This window comes from Serratia sp. AR11, assembly GCF_056376275.1.
The window spans coordinates 4,844,026-4,862,049 of sequence record NZ_CM150739.1 but is presented as its reverse complement, the minus strand read 5'-3'; the positions used below and the strand labels follow the sequence as shown (position 1 = coordinate 4,862,049).

Annotated in this window: 13 protein-coding genes and 1 other RNA gene; 7 read left to right on the top strand and 7 right to left on the bottom strand. The window is 57.1% G+C overall.

Annotated features, from left to right (window positions below):
- Positions 1–10 precede the first annotated feature (10 nt).
- The gene (gene gltB, locus ACSOSI_RS22930) at positions 11–4,471 is read right to left on the bottom strand and encodes a glutamate synthase large subunit (protein WP_112363741.1); all 4,461 of its coding nucleotides are present in this window, start codon (positions 4,469–4,471) and stop codon (positions 11–13) included.
- Between the two features lie 693 nt (positions 4,472–5,164).
- On the opposite strand from gltB, the gene mnmL reads away from it, so the two are divergent.
- From mnmL to mtgA, 4 genes are all read left to right on the top strand, one after another.
- The gene (mnmL, locus tag ACSOSI_RS22925) at positions 5,165–6,103 is read left to right on the top strand and encodes a tRNA modification radical SAM protein MnmL/YtqA (protein WP_153860904.1); all 939 of its coding nucleotides are present in this window, start codon (positions 5,165–5,167) and stop codon (positions 6,101–6,103) included.
- 92 nt (positions 6,104–6,195) lie between these two features.
- Positions 6,196–8,535 carry an aerobic respiration two-component sensor histidine kinase ArcB gene (gene arcB, locus ACSOSI_RS22920; protein ID WP_012147038.1) on the top strand — a complete coding sequence of 780 codons (2,340 nt, stop codon included), beginning with the start codon at positions 6,196–6,198 and terminating at the stop codon, positions 8,533–8,535.
- A 237-nt stretch (positions 8,536–8,772) separates the two neighbouring features.
- The gene (gene elbB, locus ACSOSI_RS22915; protein ID WP_017894133.1) at positions 8,773–9,426 is read left to right on the top strand and encodes an isoprenoid biosynthesis glyoxalase ElbB; all 654 of its coding nucleotides are present in this window, start codon (positions 8,773–8,775) and stop codon (positions 9,424–9,426) included.
- A complete protein-coding gene (gene mtgA, locus ACSOSI_RS22910; RefSeq protein WP_012147036.1) occupies positions 9,423–10,154 on the top strand; it encodes a monofunctional biosynthetic peptidoglycan transglycosylase in 732 nt (243 codons plus the stop codon). Before elbB ends, mtgA begins: the two co-directional genes overlap by 4 nt.
- Positions 10,155–10,235: 81 nt before the next feature.
- On the opposite strand, the gene dolP is transcribed toward mtgA, so the two are convergent.
- Genes dolP through ACSOSI_RS22890 form a run of 4 tightly spaced genes read right to left on the bottom strand, consistent with a single transcriptional unit; the run spans position 10,236 to position 13,837 of the window.
- On the bottom strand, positions 10,236–10,811 hold the full coding sequence (gene dolP / locus ACSOSI_RS22905; RefSeq protein WP_012147035.1) for a division/outer membrane stress-associated lipid-binding lipoprotein: 576 nt from the start codon (positions 10,809–10,811) through the stop codon (positions 10,236–10,238).
- A gap of 9 nt (positions 10,812–10,820) precedes the next feature.
- Positions 10,821–11,411 carry a DnaA initiator-associating protein DiaA gene (gene diaA, locus ACSOSI_RS22900; protein WP_004948462.1) on the bottom strand — a complete coding sequence of 197 codons (591 nt, stop codon included), beginning with the start codon at positions 11,409–11,411 and terminating at the stop codon, positions 10,821–10,823.
- 51 nt (positions 11,412–11,462) lie between these two features.
- The gene (locus ACSOSI_RS22895) at positions 11,463–11,816 is read right to left on the bottom strand and encodes a YraN family protein (protein WP_012147034.1); all 354 of its coding nucleotides are present in this window, start codon (positions 11,814–11,816) and stop codon (positions 11,463–11,465) included.
- Positions 11,813–13,837: a penicillin-binding protein activator gene (locus ACSOSI_RS22890; protein ID WP_329907720.1), complete on the bottom strand. Its 2,025-nt coding sequence runs from the start codon at positions 13,835–13,837 to the stop codon at positions 11,813–11,815. Before ACSOSI_RS22890 ends, ACSOSI_RS22895 begins: the two co-directional genes overlap by 4 nt.
- Positions 13,838–13,899: 62 nt before the next feature.
- Here ACSOSI_RS22890 and rsmI point away from each other — a divergent pair, with 62 nt between their 5' ends.
- Together rsmI and rnpB are read left to right on the top strand one after the other, a co-directional pair.
- Positions 13,900–14,763 (top strand): 16S rRNA (cytidine(1402)-2'-O)-methyltransferase, encoded by an 864-nt coding sequence (rsmI, locus tag ACSOSI_RS22885; protein WP_012147032.1) that lies wholly within the window; start codon positions 13,900–13,902, stop codon positions 14,761–14,763.
- 41 nt (positions 14,764–14,804) lie between these two features.
- Positions 14,805–15,183: RNase P RNA component class A (gene rnpB / locus ACSOSI_RS22880), an RNA gene on the top strand.
- A 58-nt stretch (positions 15,184–15,241) separates the two neighbouring features.
- Here the strand turns inward: rnpB and ACSOSI_RS22875 are convergent.
- Positions 15,242–15,943: a pirin family protein gene (locus tag ACSOSI_RS22875; RefSeq protein ID WP_476706220.1), complete on the bottom strand. Its 702-nt coding sequence runs from the start codon at positions 15,941–15,943 to the stop codon at positions 15,242–15,244.
- 107 nt (positions 15,944–16,050) lie between these two features.
- On the opposite strand from ACSOSI_RS22875, the gene ACSOSI_RS22870 reads away from it, so the two are divergent.
- Entirely contained in the window at positions 16,051–16,956 is a 906-nt protein-coding gene (locus ACSOSI_RS22870) for a LysR family transcriptional regulator (RefSeq protein ID WP_012147030.1), read from the top strand.
- Between the two features lie 37 nt (positions 16,957–16,993).
- On the opposite strand, the gene ACSOSI_RS22865 is transcribed toward ACSOSI_RS22870, so the two are convergent.
- Positions 16,994–17,980, bottom strand: a complete 987-nt coding sequence (locus ACSOSI_RS22865; RefSeq protein ID WP_476706219.1) for a glutathione S-transferase family protein — start codon at positions 17,978–17,980, stop codon at positions 16,994–16,996.
- Positions 17,981–18,024 lie beyond the last annotated feature (44 nt).

Here is an 18,024-nt window from a genome sequence, read left to right as displayed (position 1 = left end):
TAATGACCTCTTACTGCGCCTGAACCCGCAGCTCGGCAGCGGTTCGACTACGGTGACCCAACAATGCTTTGACATCACTGGACTTCGGCTTGACCAGAGCGAACTTCGGTGCCCATTCCGGCCAGTTGGCCAGGATCTCTTCCGCACGCGAAGAACCGGTCGCCTGGACGTGCTCGGTAATCAAGCCACGCAGGTGCTCTTCATGGATAGCCAGTTGTTCGACATCCAACACTTCCACCAACTCTGGATTCACACGTTTGCGGAACTCGCCGTCTTCATCCAGCACGTAGGCGAAGCCGCCGGTCATGCCCGCACCAAAGTTGATGCCGGTTTTGCCCATGACGCAGACAATACCGCCGGTCATGTATTCACACCCGTTGTCACCGATACCTTCGACGACGGTGATGGCACCGGAGTTACGCACGGCAAAGCGTTCGCCTGCCCGGCCAGCGGCGAACAGCTTGCCGCCGGTCGCACCATACAAACAGGTATTGCCGATGATGCTGGCTTCGTGGCTGCGGAACGCAGAACCAATCGGCGGACGTACCGCGATACGGCCACCGGCCATGCCTTTACCAACGTAGTCGTTGGCGTCGCCGGTCAGGGTCAGTTCAACCCCACCCGCATTCCAGACGCCGAAGCTCTGGCCGGCGGTACCGGAGAAGTACGCCTTGATCGGGTCGGCAGCCATGCCCTGATCGCCGTGCACGGTTGCGATAGCCCCGGACAGGGTAGCGCCCACCGAACGGTCGGTATTGCGGATATCGAAGTAGAAAGCCTTGCTTTGTCTGGCTTCGATATGCGGTTGCGCCTGCGCCAGCAGATCCTTGTTCATCGACCCCTGGTCGAACGGCGGGTTGCTGCTCTCGGTGCAGTACAGTGCCTTGCCCGGATGCGGCGTGGCGGTTTGCAGCAACGGTGACAGATCCAGCTTGTTCTGCTTGGCAGAAATGCCATCCAGCTCGGTCAGGAACTCAGTGCGGCCAATCAGATCTACCAGTTGGCTGACACCCAGTTGCGCCATAATCTCGCGGGTTTCACGGGCGATAAACTGGAAGTAATTAACCACACGTTCCGGCAGGCCGTGGTAGTGATCGCGGCGCAGTTTTTCATCCTGAGTTGCTACGCCGGTTGCGCAGTTATTCAGGTGACAGATACGCAGATATTTACAGCCCAACGCCACCATAGGGCCGGTACCGAAGCCAAAGCTTTCCGCACCGAGGATCGCCGCTTTGACGATATCCACGCCGGTTTTCAGGCCGCCGTCTACCTGCAAGCGGATTTTATGGCGCAGGCCGTTAGCCACCAGCGCCTGCTGTGTTTCCACCAGACCCAGTTCCCACGGACAGCCGGCGTATTTTACCGAAGACAGTGGGCTGGCACCGGTACCGCCGTCGTAGCCGGCAATGGTGATCAGGTCGGCATAGGCTTTCGCCACGCCGGTGGCAATGGTACCCACGCCCGGTTCTGACACCAGTTTTACCGAAATCATCGCCTTCGGGTTGACCTGTTTCAGGTCGAAAATCAACTGCGCCAGATCTTCGATCGAGTAGATGTCATGGTGCGGCGGTGGCGATATCAGGGTCACGCCCGGTACCGAGTAACGCAGCTTGGCGATATAAGGGGTCACCTTGTCGCCCGGCAACTGGCCGCCTTCACCTGGCTTGGCCCCTTGCGCCACTTTAATCTGGATCACATCGGCATTTACCAGGTAGGCCGGAGTCACGCCGAAACGGCCGGATGCCACCTGCTTGATGCGTGACACCTTGTTGGTGCCGTAACGTGCCGGATCTTCGCCGCCTTCACCGGAGTTGGAGAAGCCGCCGAGGCTGTTCATGGCAATCGCCAGCGACTCATGCGCTTCCGGGCTCAGGGCGCCGATAGACATGGCCGCGGTATCGAAGCGTTTGAACAGCGATTCTGCCGGTTCAACCTGATCGACCGGAATTGGCGTGCCTTTCGGCGTGATGGCCAACAGGTCGCGCAGCATTGCCACCGGGCGTTCATTCACCAGCTTGGCGTAAGTCTGATAGTCGCTGTATTTGCCGCTGTGGACCGCGGTTTGCAGTGTGCTCACCACGTCAGGGTTGTACGCATGGTACTCGCCGTCGTGAACGAACTTCAGCAGGCCGCCTTGTTCCAGCGGTTTGCGTTTCAGCCACGCACGCTTGGAAAGGTTTTGCAGATCCTGTTGGATGTCACTGAAGCTGGCACCGCCGATACGGCTGACCACGCCCTGGAAACACAGATCGGACAAATCGCGATGCAGACCGACGGCCTCGAACAGTTTGGCGCAGCGGTAAGAGGCAATGGTCGAGATGCCCATTTTGGACATGATCTTGTACAGGCCTTTGTTGATGCCGTTACGGTAGTTCAGCATCACTTCACGGTATTTCTTGTCGATTGCTTGGGTATCTACCAGTTTGGCCAGGGTTTCGTAGGCCAGGTACGGGTAGACCGCCGTTGCACCGAAGCCCAGCAACACGGCGAAATGGTGTGGATCGCGGGCGCTGGCGGTTTCAACAATGATGTTGGCGTCACAGCGCAGGCTTTTCTCTACCAGACGGGTCTGGATCGCCCCTACGGCCATCGGTGCAGGCACCGGCAGACGGCTGGTGGAGATCGCGCGGTCGGACAATACCAGCAGCACGGCGCCGTCGCGGACTTTGCGTTCCGCTTCGTCGCATAGCGCGCGGATGGTCTGCTCCAAATCCTGCTCCGCCGGATCAAAGGTCAGATCAAGCGTATCGGCGCGATAGTATTCGCCTTCCAGCGTGGTGAGCTGTTTGAAGTCGGAGTACAGCAGGATCGGCGATTTGAAGCTTAAACGGTGTGCCTGGCCTTCGGCCTCGCAGAACACGTTCATTTCGCGGCCGATGCTGGTCGCCAGCGACATCACATGCGCTTCACGCAGCGGGTCGATCGGTGGGTTGGTCACCTGGGCAAACTGCTGACGGAAATAGTCATAAATAATGCGCGGACGGCTGGAGAGCACGGCGAACGGGGTATCGTCACCCATTGAACCCGTGGCTTCCTGGCCAATCTCACCCAGCACGCGGATCACCTGATCCAGTTCTTCGCTGCTGTAACCAAACTGTTTCTGGTAAGTCTCAAGCTGCGAGTCGTCAAGCTCACGGCTGCCAACCTGATCGGCCGGTAGATCTTCGAATGGCACCAGACGTTTGACGTTCTTTTCCATCCACTCTTTATACGGATGGCGGCTTTTCAGATCGTCGTCGGTCTCGGCGGAGTGCAGGATCCTGCCGCTGCGGGTGTCGATCACCATCAGCTCGCCAGGGCCCACGCGGCCTTTCTCAACCACTTCATCGGGCTGGTAGTCCCAGATACCGACTTCCGAGGCGCAGGTGATCAGCTTGTCTTTGGTGATGACATAGCGCGCCGGACGCAGGCCGTTACGATCCAGGTTACAGGCAGCGTAGCGGCCATCGGACATCACGATGCCGGCAGGGCCGTCCCACGGCTCCATGTGCATCGAGTTGAAGTCGAAGAAGGCGCGCAGATCGGTGTCCATATCCGGGTTGTTCTGCCAGGCCGGCGGCACCAGCAGGCGCATGGCACGGATCAGATCCATCCCGCCCGCCAGCAGCAGTTCCAGCATGTTATCCAGCGAGCTGGAGTCGGAGCCGGTTTCGTTAACGAAGGGGGCAGCAGTCTGCAAGTCCGGGATCAGCGGCGTCTGGAATTTATAAGTACGGGCACGCGCCCACTGACGGTTGCCGGTGATGGTATTGATCTCGCCGTTGTGCGCCAGATAGCGGAACGGCTGCGCCAGCGGCCAGCGCGGCACGGTGTTGGTGGAAAAACGCTGGTGGAACAGGCAGATGGCCGATTCCAGGCGCAAGTCCGCCAAATCAAGATAGAAACGCGGCAGATCCGCAGGCATGCACAGGCCTTTATAGATCGTCACCAGATTCGAGAAGCTGCAGACGTAGAAGCTGTCGTCCTGGACGCGCTTCTCGATACGGCGACGCGCGATAAACAGGCGGCGTTCCATATCACGCGGACGCCAACCGGCCGGGGCGTTAACGAAGATTTGTTCAATGCGTGGCAGAGAAGAGAGGGCGATCTCACCCAATACGTCCGGGTTGGTCGGCACTTCACGCCAGCCGACTACCGACAGCGTTTCATTCTGCAGCTCTTCTTCGACAATGCGGCGGCTGGCACGGGCTTCCTCTTCGTTCTGGCTGAGGAACATCATGCCAACGGCGTAGTTCTTGGCTAAACGCCAGCTGCGCTCTTCTGCGACCATGCGGAAGAAGCGATCGGGCTTTTGCAATAACAGGCCGCAACCGTCGCCAGTCTTGCCGTCAGCAAGGATTGCGCCACGGTGCTGCATACGGGCAAGTGCGTGAATAGCGGTACGCACCACCTTATGGCTAGGTTCGCCTTCTATGTGGGCGATCAGGCCGAAACCACAGTTGTCCCGCTCTTGGGATTTATCGTACAACATATCAGTGAACCTCCCCAGGCTCTGCGTGACTCTCACAACCCACTGCGAGCGGCTTCTTAATTTCAGGAAGAAGTCCAATCAGCAAGGTTAATAGCGCCGATCTGCTTTTCCGCCCTCCGTTAATGGCCTCTCGTGACGGTTCTCACAAGTGGTAAATGACTTGTTTTAAGAGGGAGTCTTAAATTACTGCATAAATATGACGAGACGTTTGCCCGTCCAGAAAGCTTCCAGCGGACTTCCAACTTAGCGAGAAAGAATACGCAGGTCAACTATAGGCCTAAGGGGGTTTCTTATGGGATTTTTTGCGCTCAATTAATTGATATTTAATATGTTATATCCGTTTTTGAGCTTGTGCAGGAGAGCAGTAACCCCCGGAGAAATGTGAGCTGTCTCACTATAGTGCAACGCCTGAATCTCTGCACCATGCTAGTGCGGGTGGGAATGTCGGAATTTTATTCTAATAAGTTATTCTTTTTCGTTGTTTATAACTATTTTTCATCGCTTTGTCATATTGACGTGAACGGTTGCGTGAGAATAAGAAAAATTCATCTCGGCCAGAGTGATTTTATTTGCATTTATAATGAATAGTTATGCCTGGTGAAGCCTTGCGGGGAAAGCGTTGATCTCTGTCATCGCGGGAAAAGCCGTTTCTTATTAGCATCACGGGCTTTGAGCACAGAGACTCCCAAGATTATGCAGTTGCCGCAATTAGTCAATATGTTTGGCGCCGATCTTCAGCGCCGCTATGGTGAAAAGATCCATAAACTCACGCTGCATGGCGGTTTCAGTTGCCCGAACCGCGATGGCACGCTTGGGCGCGGTGGCTGTACCTTTTGCAATGTGGCCTCTTTCGCCGATGAACAGATGCAGCAACAAAGTATCGCCGAGCAGTTGGCGCTGCAGGCGGTCAGGGTCAATCGCGCCAAGCGCTATCTGGCCTATTTCCAGGCTTATACCAGTACTTATGCCGAAGTGAGCCTGCTGGCACAGATGTATCGGCAGGCGCTGGCGCAGGCGGATATGGTCGGTATCTGCGTCGGCACGCGCCCGGACTGTGTACCGCCCGCCGCGCTGGATCTGCTGGCGGGTTACCTTGAACAGGGCTATGAGGTGTGGCTGGAGTTGGGGCTACAGACCGCGCACGATAAAACTCTGAAACGCATCAATCGCGGCCATGATTTCTCCTGTTATCAGCACACCGCCCGGCTGGCGCGTGAACGCGGGTTGAAGGTCTGCAGCCATCTGATTGTTGGGCTGCCAGGGGAAACGGCCGCCGACCATCTGGCGACCCTGCAACAGGTGGTGGACAGCGGGGTGGACGGCATCAAGTTGCACCCTCTGCATATCGTGACCGGCAGCACCCTGGCGCGGGCCTGGCAGGCTGGGCGCTTGCCTGAGCTGGCGCTCGAGGAGTATGCCTGCAGCGCCGGTGAGATGATCCGCCATACGCCGAAAGAGGTGGTGTATCACCGCATCTCCGCCAGTGCCCGCCGGCCGACGCTGTTGGCACCATTATGGTGCGAAAACCGTTGGAACGGCATGCAGGCGGTGGGGGGCTATCTGCAACGCCATGGCGGCCAGGGCAGCGCATTGGAAGAAAAGCAGCAATATCGCCCTTGCGCACTGTTTTGATTTGCAATCTTTCCCACACTTCGGCGTTTGCTTTCTTATCTCACCGGGGTTTTACGGTATGATTTACAAGATTCTGTCTGATGGGAGCGGCTATGAAGCAAATCCGGGTGTTAGCCCAGTACTACGTTGATTTAATGGTAAAACTGGGGCTGGTGCGCTTTTCGCTGCTGCTGGCATCGGCGCTGGTGGTGCTGGCGATGGTGGTACAGATGGCTGTCACCATGCTGCTGCGCGGGGAAGTAGAAAGCATAGACGTGGTGCGTTCCATCTTCTTCGGCCTGCTGATTACGCCATGGGCGGTCTACTTTCTGTCGGTGGTGGTCGAACAGCTTGAGGAGTCGCGTCAGCGCCTGACGCGGCTGGTGGATAAGCTCGAAGAGATGCGCCACCGCGACCTGGAGCTGAACCAACAGCTTAAGGACAACATCAGCCAACTGAATCAGGAAATTGCCGACCGTATCAAGGCGGAAGAGGAACGTCAGCAGGTGATGGACAAACTGACGGGAGAGATGGAGCAGCGTGAACTGGCGCAGATCGAACTGGGCCAGCAGTCGGCACTGCTGCGCTCCTTCCTCGATGCTTCACCGGATCTGGTCTATTACCGCAACGAAGACAAAGAGTTTTCCGGCTGTAACCGGGCGATGGAACTGCTGACCGGCAAAAGCGAAAAGCAGCTGATCGGTCTGACGCCTTTTGACGTCTACGGTGAGGAAATTGCCGAGAAAGTAATCGAAACCGACGAGAAAGTGTTCCGTCACAACGTCTCACTGACCTACGAACAGTGGCTGGTTTACCCGGATGGTCGCAAGGCCTGTTTTGAGCTGCGCAAGGTGCCGTTTTACGACCGCGTGGGCAAACGCCACGGCCTTATGGGCTTTGGCCGCGATATAACCGAACGTAAGCGCTACCAGGACGCGCTGGAGAATGCCAGCAGGGACAAGACCACCTTCATCTCAACGATCAGCCACGAGCTTCGTACGCCGCTTAACGGCATCGTCGGCCTGAGTCGCATTCTGCTCGACACCGAGTTAAACGACGAACAGCTGAAATACCTCAAAACCATCCATGTCAGCGCCATCACGCTGGGTAATATCTTCAATGACATTATCGAGATGGACAAACTCGAGCGCCGTAAAGTGCAGCTCGACAATCAACCGGTTGACTTTACCGGCTTCCTGGCCGATTTGGAAAACCTCTCCGGCCTGCTGGTGCAGCCGAAAGGGCTGCAGTTTGTGATGGAGCCACAACAACCGCTGCCGCAACAAATCATCGCCGATGGCACCCGCCTGCGGCAGATCCTGTGGAACCTGATCGGCAACGCGGTGAAGTTTACCCCGCAGGGGCAAATCGTGGTGCGGGTGCGGCGTGAAGAGCAGGATCGGCTGGTGTTTGAAGTGGAAGACTCCGGCATGGGCATTCCGCAGGATGAACAGGACAAGATCTTCGCCATGTATTATCAGGTGAAGGATCAGCACGGCGGCCGTCCGGCGACCGGTACCGGTATTGGGCTGGCGGTTTCCAAGCGGCTGGCGCAGAGCATGGGCGGCGATATCACCGTCAGCAGCGTCCAGGGGCAGGGTTCTTGCTTCACCTTATCCATCAAGGCACCGGCGGTGCAGGAAGTGGAAAGTGAAACCGCAGTTGAAGAGGAACTGCCATTGCCGGCGCTGCATATCCTGCTGGTGGAAGATATTGAGCTGAATGTGATTGTGGCGCGTTCGGTACTGGAAAAACTGGGTAACAGCGTTGAAGTGGCGATGAACGGCCAGGATGCGCTGGCCATGTTTGATCCGGACGAGTTCGATCTGGTGCTGTTGGACATCCAGTTGCCGGATATGACCGGGCTGGATATCGCCCGGATACTGCGTGAACGCTATGCCGGGCAGGCGTTGCCGCCGCTGGTTGCGCTGACTGCCAACGTGCTGAAAGACAAAAAAGAGTACCTCGACGCGGGAATGGACGATGTGCTGAGCAAGCCGCTGTCGGTACCGGCGCTGACCAAAGTGATTAAACATTACTGGGATCATCAACCCTCTCACACCACGAAGAAAACGGAGCAAAAGACGATGAAGATTAATGAGTCTTTACTGGATACCACCATGCTGGAACAGTATATGGACCTGGTGGGGCCGCAGTTGATTCATCAGAGCCTGGAGATGTTTGAGCAGATGATGCCAGGTTATCTGGCAGTGCTGGATTCCAACATGACGGCGCGCGACCAGAAAGGCATCACGGAAGAGGGGCATAAAATCAAAGGTGCCGCCGGCTCGGTTGGCCTGCGTCATTTGCAACAGATTGCACAGCAAATTCAAACTCCGACGCTGCCGGCATGGTGGGATAACGTGCAAGATTGGGTTGATGAGTTGAAGCTGGAATGGCGCAACGATGTGCAGGTACTGCGTGAGTGGGTAGCGGAAGCTGAAAAAAAATGACCCCGACCTAGGCCGGGGTGCGCGAATATTGCGCCAACACCAGGGAAATTGTGAACCTGCGTATTGGTTTTAATGTTCTGGTCGAGCAGGTTGTAGAGAATTCCTAAACATCATACAGCCAACAACATAGCAAATGTAAGCGCTCTTGTTAGAAGATTCATTAAAATGTGTGATGTAGATTAGTGTTTGTCAACTCAGAGCACTAACCAGTTGACAGTAGCGACAGGAGGAAGGGTGATGAAAAACGTTGGCGTAGTGCTGAGTGGCTGTGGGGTTTATGACGGTTCGGAGATCCATGAAGCCGTCCTGACGCTGCTGGCGTTGGACCGGGCGGGGGCGCAGGCGGTGTGTTTTGCCCCGGATAAACCTCAACTTCATGTTATCAATCATTTATCTGGCGATGTAGTGCCGGAAAATCGCAATGTTTTAGTGGAGTCTGCGCGCATTGCCAGAGGCAAGGTTCAGCCGCTTTCGCAGGCTGACGCCAGCCAACTCGACGCCCTGATCGTCCCCGGCGGCTTTGGTGCGGCAAAGAACCTCAGCAGTTTTGCCAGCGAAGGGGCGGAATGCTGGATTGATAAGGATTTGGCTAAGTTAACGCAGCAAATGCATAAGGCAAATAAACCAATTGGTTTTATGTGTATTGCGCCTGCCTTGCTGCCGAAGTTGCTGGATCAACAAGTGCGGCTGACCATTGGCAACGATCCCGACCTCGGTGAAGTGATTGATGCCATGGGCGGCGAGCCGGTGATTTGTCCGGTTGACGACATCGTAGTGGATATCGAGAACAAAGTGGTGACTACGCCGGCCTATATGCTGGCGAAATCGATCGCTGAGGCGGCCAGCGGAATTGATAAGCTGGTTTCACGGGTGCTGGATTTGACTGAATGAGAAAATCAGCGGGCAAATCGATTTTTTCCCGGCCCTGGTTCTGGCTGAAACGTGGATTAATTGTGCTGGTTGGCGCATGGCTACTGGGGATCCTTGCCTTTGCTTTCCTGCCAGTGCCTTTTTCTGCGGTGATGGTTGAACGGCAGATCGGTGCCTGGCTGAGTGGCGATTTTAGCTATGTGGCGCATTCCGACTGGGTGTCGATGGACGATATTTCCCCGCAGATGGCGTTGGCGGTGATGGCGGCGGAAGATCAGAAATTCCCGGAGCACTGGGGGTTTGACGTGGCGGCGATCGAAAAGGCGTTTAGCCATAACGAACGTCGGCCCACGCGCATCCGTGGTGCCTCCACGCTGTCCCAGCAAACGGCGAAGAACCTGTTCCTGTGGGATGGCCGCAGCTGGCTGCGCAAAGGGCTGGAGGCCGGGCTGACATCGGGCATTGAGCTGGTGTGGACCAAGCGACGGATCCTGACGGTTTATCTGAATATCGTGGAGTTCGGCGACGGCGTTTTCGGCGTGGAGGAAGCGTCACAGCGCTTTTTCAATAAACCGGCCAAACGTCTGACGGCCTCAGAGGCGGCATTGCTGGCGGCAGTCTTGCCCAACCCGCATCGCTTCAAAGCCAATGCGCCTTCGGGCTACGTAGTACAGCGGCAGCAGTGGATCATGCGCCAGATGCGTCAGTTGGGTGGTGAAGGGTTTCTGAAAGAAAATAATCTGGATTGAGTGAGCTTTCCCCCTCTCCGGTGGGAGAGGGCCGGGGTGAGGGCATCAGACAATGCTGAAGCCACTTTCCCCGGCAAGCGGTTATTTCACAAAGGTAAAGGCGGTGGTGACGTGTTTCACGCCGCCGACCTGGCTAGCCGTCTGTGCCGCAGACTGCGCTTCCTGTTGCGTGACCAGACCCAGCAGGAACACTTCACCATTTTCGGTGGTGACTTTCACATTGGATGACTTCACTGCATCGCTGGTGAGCAATTGTGAACGCACCTTGGTGGTGATCCAGGTGTCGGAAGACGCGGTGCTCAGACTGACCGGTGTACCCTGACGGACCTCGTTATACACTTCGGTAGTGCCTTCAACACCCATCGCGATTTGCTTGGCGCGGGCGGCCAGATCGGTATTCGGCGCCTGGCCGGTCAGCAGCACCTTACCCTGATAGGCGGTCGCAACCACCCGGGCCTCTTTCTTCAACTGCTGATCTTTACTCAGGGCGTTTTCAACCCGGGCTTCCAGCGTGCCGTCGTCTACCTGAGTCCCGACGCTACGTGGGTCGGTGGCCGTTTTGGTGGCAACGGCGGCGCTGCCAACGACAACGCCTGCAATACAGCCTTGTAACAGCAGGGCGCTGGACAGCACTGCAAATGTGGCTTTCAGCTTCATCTCAGTTCCTTATTCGTCCTGGTGGGGAAACAACGTACTATCAATCAGGTCGCATAGGCAATTTACGGTAAGCATATGCATTTCCTGAATACGTGCACTGCGGTGTGATGGAATGCGGATCTCGACATCCTGCTGGCCGAGCAAGCCGGCCAGTTCACCGCCGTCATAGCCGGTCAGTGCGACAATCGTCATGTCGCGCGTCACTGCGGCTTCGACCGCTTTCACAATATCACGGCTGTTGCCGCGGGTGGAAATTGCCAGCAATACGTCGCCGGCATGGCCGAGCGCGCGGACTTGTTTGGCATAAACTTCGTCGTGCAGCCGATCGTTGGTGATCGCCGTCAGCACCACGTTATCGGCATTCAGCGCAATGGCCGGCAGGCTTGGGCGCTCGGTTTCAAAGCGATTGATCATGCTGGCGGCGAAATGCTGCGCGTTGGCCGCCGAGGTGCCGTTGCCGCAGCACAGAATTTTATTACCGTTAAGTAAGGATTGAACCAGCGTCATCGCAGCACGCGAAATGGCGTCGGGCAAGGCCTCCGCTGCCGCAATCTGGGTTTGGATGCTTTCGGTAAAACAGGCTTTAATTCTATCCAGCACGTTGTATTAATCCACTAAGTCAAAGGGCCGGTCTGCACCGGTAAACCATGATTAATCCGCATTGAAGGCGTTGGGTATCCATTCTAACTGGCTACCGGTGATGGCCAAAACATCAAAACGGCAAGACGATGTGTCAAAACTGGCTCCGCGTCCCGCCAGCCACACGGCGGCGGCATGCAGCAACCGCTGCTGCTTGCGATAAGTAACGCTGGCAGCCGCACCGCCAAAAGCGTCACTGCGGCGGTAGCGGACTTCAACGAACACCCAGGTTTGACCATCGCGCATGATGAGATCGAGCTCACCGCCGCGCAGCGCCACATTGGCGGCGCAGAAGGTGAGCCCGGCGCGTTCCAGATAGTGGCGGGCCTGTAACTCATAGCCCGCCCCTATGGCGCGTTGACTCAAGAGACCGGAACGACCGTGCCCTGACGATATTGCAGCCAAGGCAGCTTTCTGTTGATCACACAGCCTGGCGCGGCGGTGAGTACGCCAGTGGTGCCGGAGACCTGGAAGCCAGGCAACTGGCGCATTTCAGCAAAGTGGTTGGACAATGTCCAGGCATCCATCCCCATTGCGTACAGGCGCACCAGCGAATAGTCGTTGCGGAACTGGCTGCTTGCCTGCTGCAACAACTGCGGGTTAGCACCGGCCAACAATGGAATATCACTAAATTGCAGGCCTTCCATTTCCAGGCGGAAGTCCGGGCCGGCACCGGCCTGGTAGCTGCGAGAACTGGCGTACATTGCCGGTTTGCTGCGCGAGTTGGTGGCCATATCGATCATCGGTTTAATCAGCGTCAACTGGGACTGGGTCGCGACGATATACACCGAGTCTACGCTGCCGCCGCTGGTTGCAGGCGTATCGCTTGGTGGTGCCGGAATAGTCAGCCCGGCAATGGTCACTGCCTGCGGCGCCGGTGCGGTGGAGATTGGCGTACCGGACATGCGAATCCCACCGCTGTTGACCATCTGGCGCAGCTCACTGGCGGAACCGATGCCTTGCTGCAGCACGGTTTGGCCACCCAGTTTCTGCCACTCCTGGTTAAAGGCTTTGGCAACGCGATCGCCGAAGGCACCGCGTGGGATCAGCAACAGCGGCTGCCGCTTCTGCTGTTCCCAAATATGGCGGGCTGCATCACGCGCTTCGTCTTCCGGAGAAAGGGCGAAGTAACAGATATTCGGGTTATCTTTCGGCGTTTCCGGCTGATTGAGCGCCAGCACGTTCAGCGTAGTGGTGCTGCTGGCCAGTTGATCGACGTTTTCTTTCAGCAGCGGGCCGACCACCAGGGTCGCGCCATCCTGCTGTGCCTGCGTCAGCAACGCGGCCAGCGGCTGGCTGGAGGTATCATACACCTTAATCTGTGCGTTAGCGGCCTGCGGCGGTGTAATTGGCGCAGTAGACGGCGCAGAAGGCTGGGCGGCGGTCACCGGGGCCGCATCCGGTGCCGAGGTGCTCACTGCACCATTGGCGTTTGGATCGGTTGATGCCGGTTGCATTGTCTGCTCAGGCACGCTGGCGGGTTGCTGTTGCTGAACCGGCGTAGAAGGCGTCACGCCATTTTTAGCCGCTTCAAAGCCTTTTTGGATCGCGTCGGCGAACACTTTGGCCTGACCGTTCAACGGCAGCAGCAGGGCGATTTTCGACGTGGAAGCCTGGGTAAAGTGCAGTACCTGGTTCAACTGGGTCGGTAGCGTTTTCGCCGCCGGGTTCTGCGGGTAACGGTTCTGCCAGTCTTTAATCCCGGCCTTCAGCAGGTCAGGATCCTGTTTGTTGTCCTGATATACCCGCAGCAGATCCAGCCAGCCTTGCAGCACATTTTCATTGGCGTTGATCACCAGACTGTTCATGTCCTGCGGCGTCAGTTGCAGCAGTGACTGCCAGGTTTGATCCAGGTTGTTCTGATGTGCCTTGCCGGTCAGCAATGGCTCTTGCGCAATGTAAGCGCGGATTAGCGGCAGGGAAGCTTTACCCTGATTGACCGCGATCTGCGCCTGGTAGAAGCGCACCAGCTGATTGGCTGATAGCGAGCCGCTATCGATATGACCCAGCGTGCTGCGCGCGCTGACGTAGCTTTTGTTCGCCACCTGCAGTTCTGCGGTCAGCAACTGGCTTTCCACCTGCTGCACGCTGCTGAGGTTTTTCGGCAGTTGGTTCAGTTGTTCACTGGCCTGCGGCAGTTTCCCTTCGCGTAACAACGCGCGAATAGCAAGTAATTGCCAGTCAGCCTTGTTATCATTGCTGCTTTGCTGCAGCTGCTGCAGATAGTAATCGGAACTGGCGCTCGCTTCGTCCTGTATATTGGCAGGCGGCGTCTGCGGGGCCTGACTTGGGCAGCCTGCAAGGAACAGGGCTGCTGCGATAACTGCGGTAAGTCGGACAGGCTTTGAACGCCCTGCTTTGGTACGAACGAATGTTGAGGAAAGCATACTGTATCCAGTGATGTTTTTTTCAAGATGCTCAATATTAAATCGGCAACCCGGATGAAACAATGAATCAACACCAACAATCAGTCATTTCTGCATCAACGCTGTATGTGGTGCCCACCCCAATCGGCAATTTAGGGGATATTACCCACCGTGCGTTAGAGGTACTGAAAAGCGTTGATCTGATTGCGGCGGAAGACACGCGCCATACCGGGTTGCTGCTGCAACACTTTGCGATTAGCGCGCGGTTGTTTGCGCTGCATGACCATAACGAACAACAAAAGGCCGATCAACTGTTGGCGAAGCTGCAGGAAGGCCAGAGCATTGCGCTGGTTTCCGATGCGGGTACGCCGTTGATCAACGATCCTGGTTATCACCTGGTGCGCCGTTGCCGTGAAGCAGGCATCCGTGTGGTGCCGCTGCCAGGTGCCTGTGCGGCAACTACCGCACTCTGCGCCGCCGGTTTGGCTTCAGACCGCTTCTGCTACGAAGGGTTCCTGCCGGCGAAAACCAAGGGCCGTAAGGATACGCTGATGGCGCTGGCAGAGGAACCGCGCACGTTGATTTTCTACGAATCCACCCACCGTTTACTGGAAAGTTTGCAGGACATGGTCACCGTCTGGGGGCCGCAACGTTATGTGGTGCTGGCGCGCGAGCTGACCAAAACCTGGGAATCTATCACCGGCGCACCGGTTGGTGAACTGCTGGCCTGGGTGCAGGAAGATGAAGTCAGACGTCGCGGCGAAATGGTACTGATCGTTGAAGGCCACAAGGCGCAGGAGGACGCATTGCCGCTGGAGGCGCTGCGTACCCTGGCACTGCTGCAAAAAGAGCTGCCGTTGAAAAAGGCGGCGGCGCTGGCGGCGGAGATCCACGGCGTGAAGAAAAATGCGTTGTATAAATATGCTTTAGAGCAACAAGAACAGTAAAGCGGTTGACCTGCCGTGAGCGCAACGCTACTATCCGCGCCGGAGTTGACCAGACAGTCGCCGCTTCATTGCCGTCCCTTTCGGGGGAGACAGATGGAGGGGAGGAAAGTCCGGGCTCCATAGGGCAGGGTGCCAGGTAACGCCTGGGAGGCGCAAGCCTACGACTAGTGCAACAGAGAGCAAACCGCCGATGGCCCGCGCAAGCGGGATCAGGTAAGGGTGAAAGGGTGCGGTAAGAGCGCACCGCGCGACTGGCAACAGTTCGTGGCACGGTAAACTCCACCCGGAGCAAGGCCAAATAGGGGTTCACATGGTACGGCCCGTACTGAACCCGGGTAGGCTGCTTGAGCCAGTGAGCGATTGCTGGCCTAGAGGAATGACTGTCCACGACAGAACCCGGCTTACCGGTCAGCTCCCTCTATAAAGAAAACCCCGCGTGACGCAAGTTACGCGGGGTTTTTTCCTTTCTGGATGCCCATTACACCGGCAAATCGATCAGCAGCGCGCGCAGCGGTGTCTCGGCGCGGATGGTCAGGCGGTTTTCCTCGTGGATAAACGCCCCATCGCCGCAGGTCAGGTGTTGGCCGTCGTTGCGCTCGCCATGGGCTTCAATGGTGCCGTGAATCGATTGCAGGTACGCCCGCGGTCCGTTCAGCGCCAGCGTCTGCTGTTCGCCCGGCTGTAAATCCAGATGGTGGATCCACACCTGTTGACGCAGTTGCAGGCTGCCCTGAGCACCGTCTGGCGAGGCCAGAAGTGTCAGGCCGGCCTCTGGCAACATCAGGCGCTGTACGCGTTCGTTGTTGCGCTCTGGGCAGGCATCCAGCCACAGTTGCAAGCGGGTCAGCGGCGTATCACTGCTGATGTTCTGCTCGCTGTAACTCAGCCCCGGCTGGGTGGCCAGCAGCAAAGCCTCACCCGCCCTGGCGTTGACCGTGTTGCCGTCGCTGTCACGGTATTCCGCCTTGCCCTGCAGGATCAGGTTCAGGATATCCACGCTCGGATAAGTGCGCGGCTGGAATGATGCACCCGGCGCCAGCACTTCCTGATTGAGTACCCGCAGCGAGGCGTAGCCCATCAGCTTGGGATCGAAGTAATGTCCAAAAGAAAAGGTGTAGCGAGCCTGCAGCCAACCAAAGTCAGCTTGCCCGCATTGTTGTGCTGTTCTGCATGTAATCATGGCAATCGGCTCTCTAAATTCATTATCTAGATGGTAAGCATCTGGACGGCGGATTGTTAGCCAGTTAATCTGGTCGGTATATTCAAATTTCCTGACAGAGAGATTCGATGGCCAGAGATCGGGCGTTAACGCTTGAAGCGTTAAGGGTTATGGATGCGATTGACCGACGTGGCAGCTTCGCTGCGGCAGCCGATGAGCTGGGGCGCGTGCCTTCGGCGCTCAGCTACACCATGCAAAAATTGGAAGAAGAATTGGACGTGGTGCTGTTCGACCGCTCCGGCCACCGTACCAAGTTCACCAACGTCGGACGTATGCTGCTGGAGCGCGGACGGGTGCTTCTGGAGGCGGCAGACAAACTGACCACCGATGCCGAAGCGCTGGCACGCGGCTGGGAAACCCACCTGACGATTGTCAGCGAGGCGCTATCCCCCCCGAGCAAACTGTTTCCGCTGGTCGATAAACTCGCGCTGAAGGCCAATACCCAGGTGTCGATCTTGACCGAAGTGCTGGCCGGTGCCTGGGAAAGGCTGGAGCAGGGGCGAGCCGATATCGTTATCGCTCCGGATATGCACTTCCGAGCTTCGTCAGAAATTAACACCCGTAAGCTGTACAAGGTGATGAGCGTGTATGTGGCCGCACCGGGTCATCCAATCCACCTTGAGCCGGAGCCGCTGTCTGAAGTGACGCGCGTGAAGTACCGCGGTATTGCGGTCGCGGATACCGCCCGGGAACGCCCGGTACTGACGGTGCAATTACTGGATAAGCAGCAGCGGCTGACGGTCAGCACCATTGAAGACAAGCGCCTGGCATTGCTTGCCGGCCTGGGTGTAGCGACCATGCCTTACCCGATGGTCGAGAAAGACATTGAAGAAGGGCGCTTACGCGTTGTCGGACCGGAATACAGCCGCGAAGTTGACATCATTATGGCCTGGCGACGTGACAGCATGGGGGAGGCAAAGGCCTGGTTCCTGCGCGAAATTCCGCGTCTGTTTGCACAGTTGGAACGTCAGTAAAACTCCCTCTTGCCGTTAAGCAAAAGGGAGGTGTGCGTTAACCAAAACGCCGGTCGCGGCCGTGTGGCTCATCCAAATCTTGCGCCGGCCCGATAGAAATAATGCCGTGCGGATTGATGGTGGCATGGCTGCGGTAATAGTGATTGCGGATGTGCGGCAGGCTGACCGTTTCGGCAATGCCCGGCATTTGGTAGATGTCACGCAGGAAGCCGTACAGGTTGAGATAATCGCTGATACGGTGTTTGTCGCATTTAAAGTGGGTGACATACACCGGGTCGAAGCGTATCAGCGTGGTCCACAGGCGCAGATCGGCCTCAGTCAGGCGATCGCCCGTCAGGTAACGCTGTTGCCCCAGGATCTGTTCCAGTCGCGCCAGCGCGTCAAATACCCCGTTTACCGCTTCGTCATAGGCTTCCTGGCTGGTGGCGAAACCGGCCTTGTAGACGCCATTATTCACCTGGTCATAAATCCAACCATTCAGTTCATCAATTTGTCCGCGCAGCTCGGTGGGATAATAGTCGCCGGCGCGTGCGCCAACACCATCAAATGCGTTGTTGAACATGCGAATGATATCGGTGGATTCATTGCTGACGATGGTCTGTTGCTGTTTGTCCCACAGCACTGGCACCGTCACGCGGCCGGTGTAGTGCGGGTCGGCGAGCAGGTAAAGCTGGTAGAGAAAATCCGAGTGGTACAGGCTGTCGCCGGTGGCCTCAGGGAAGTCGGTGCCAAAGGTCCAGCCATTTTCCAGCATCAGCGGATGCACCACGGAAACGGGAATAAGTGACTCCAGCCCTTTCAGTTTACGCATCAGCAGCGTGCGATGTGCCCAAGGGCAGGCGAGTGAAACGTACAGGTGATAACGATCTTGCTCCGCTTTAAAACCTCCGACTCCGTGTTCGCCCGGCTGACCGTCGGCGGTCACCCAGTTGCGGAACTGAGAGGTTGAGCGTTTGAAACGGCCCCCGGTGGATGAGGTGTCATACCAGATGTCTTGCCAAACGCCATCGACGAGTTGTCCCATGGGAATCTCCTTCGTGTCCGAGTGAAAAAGCAAAAGGGCCCGAC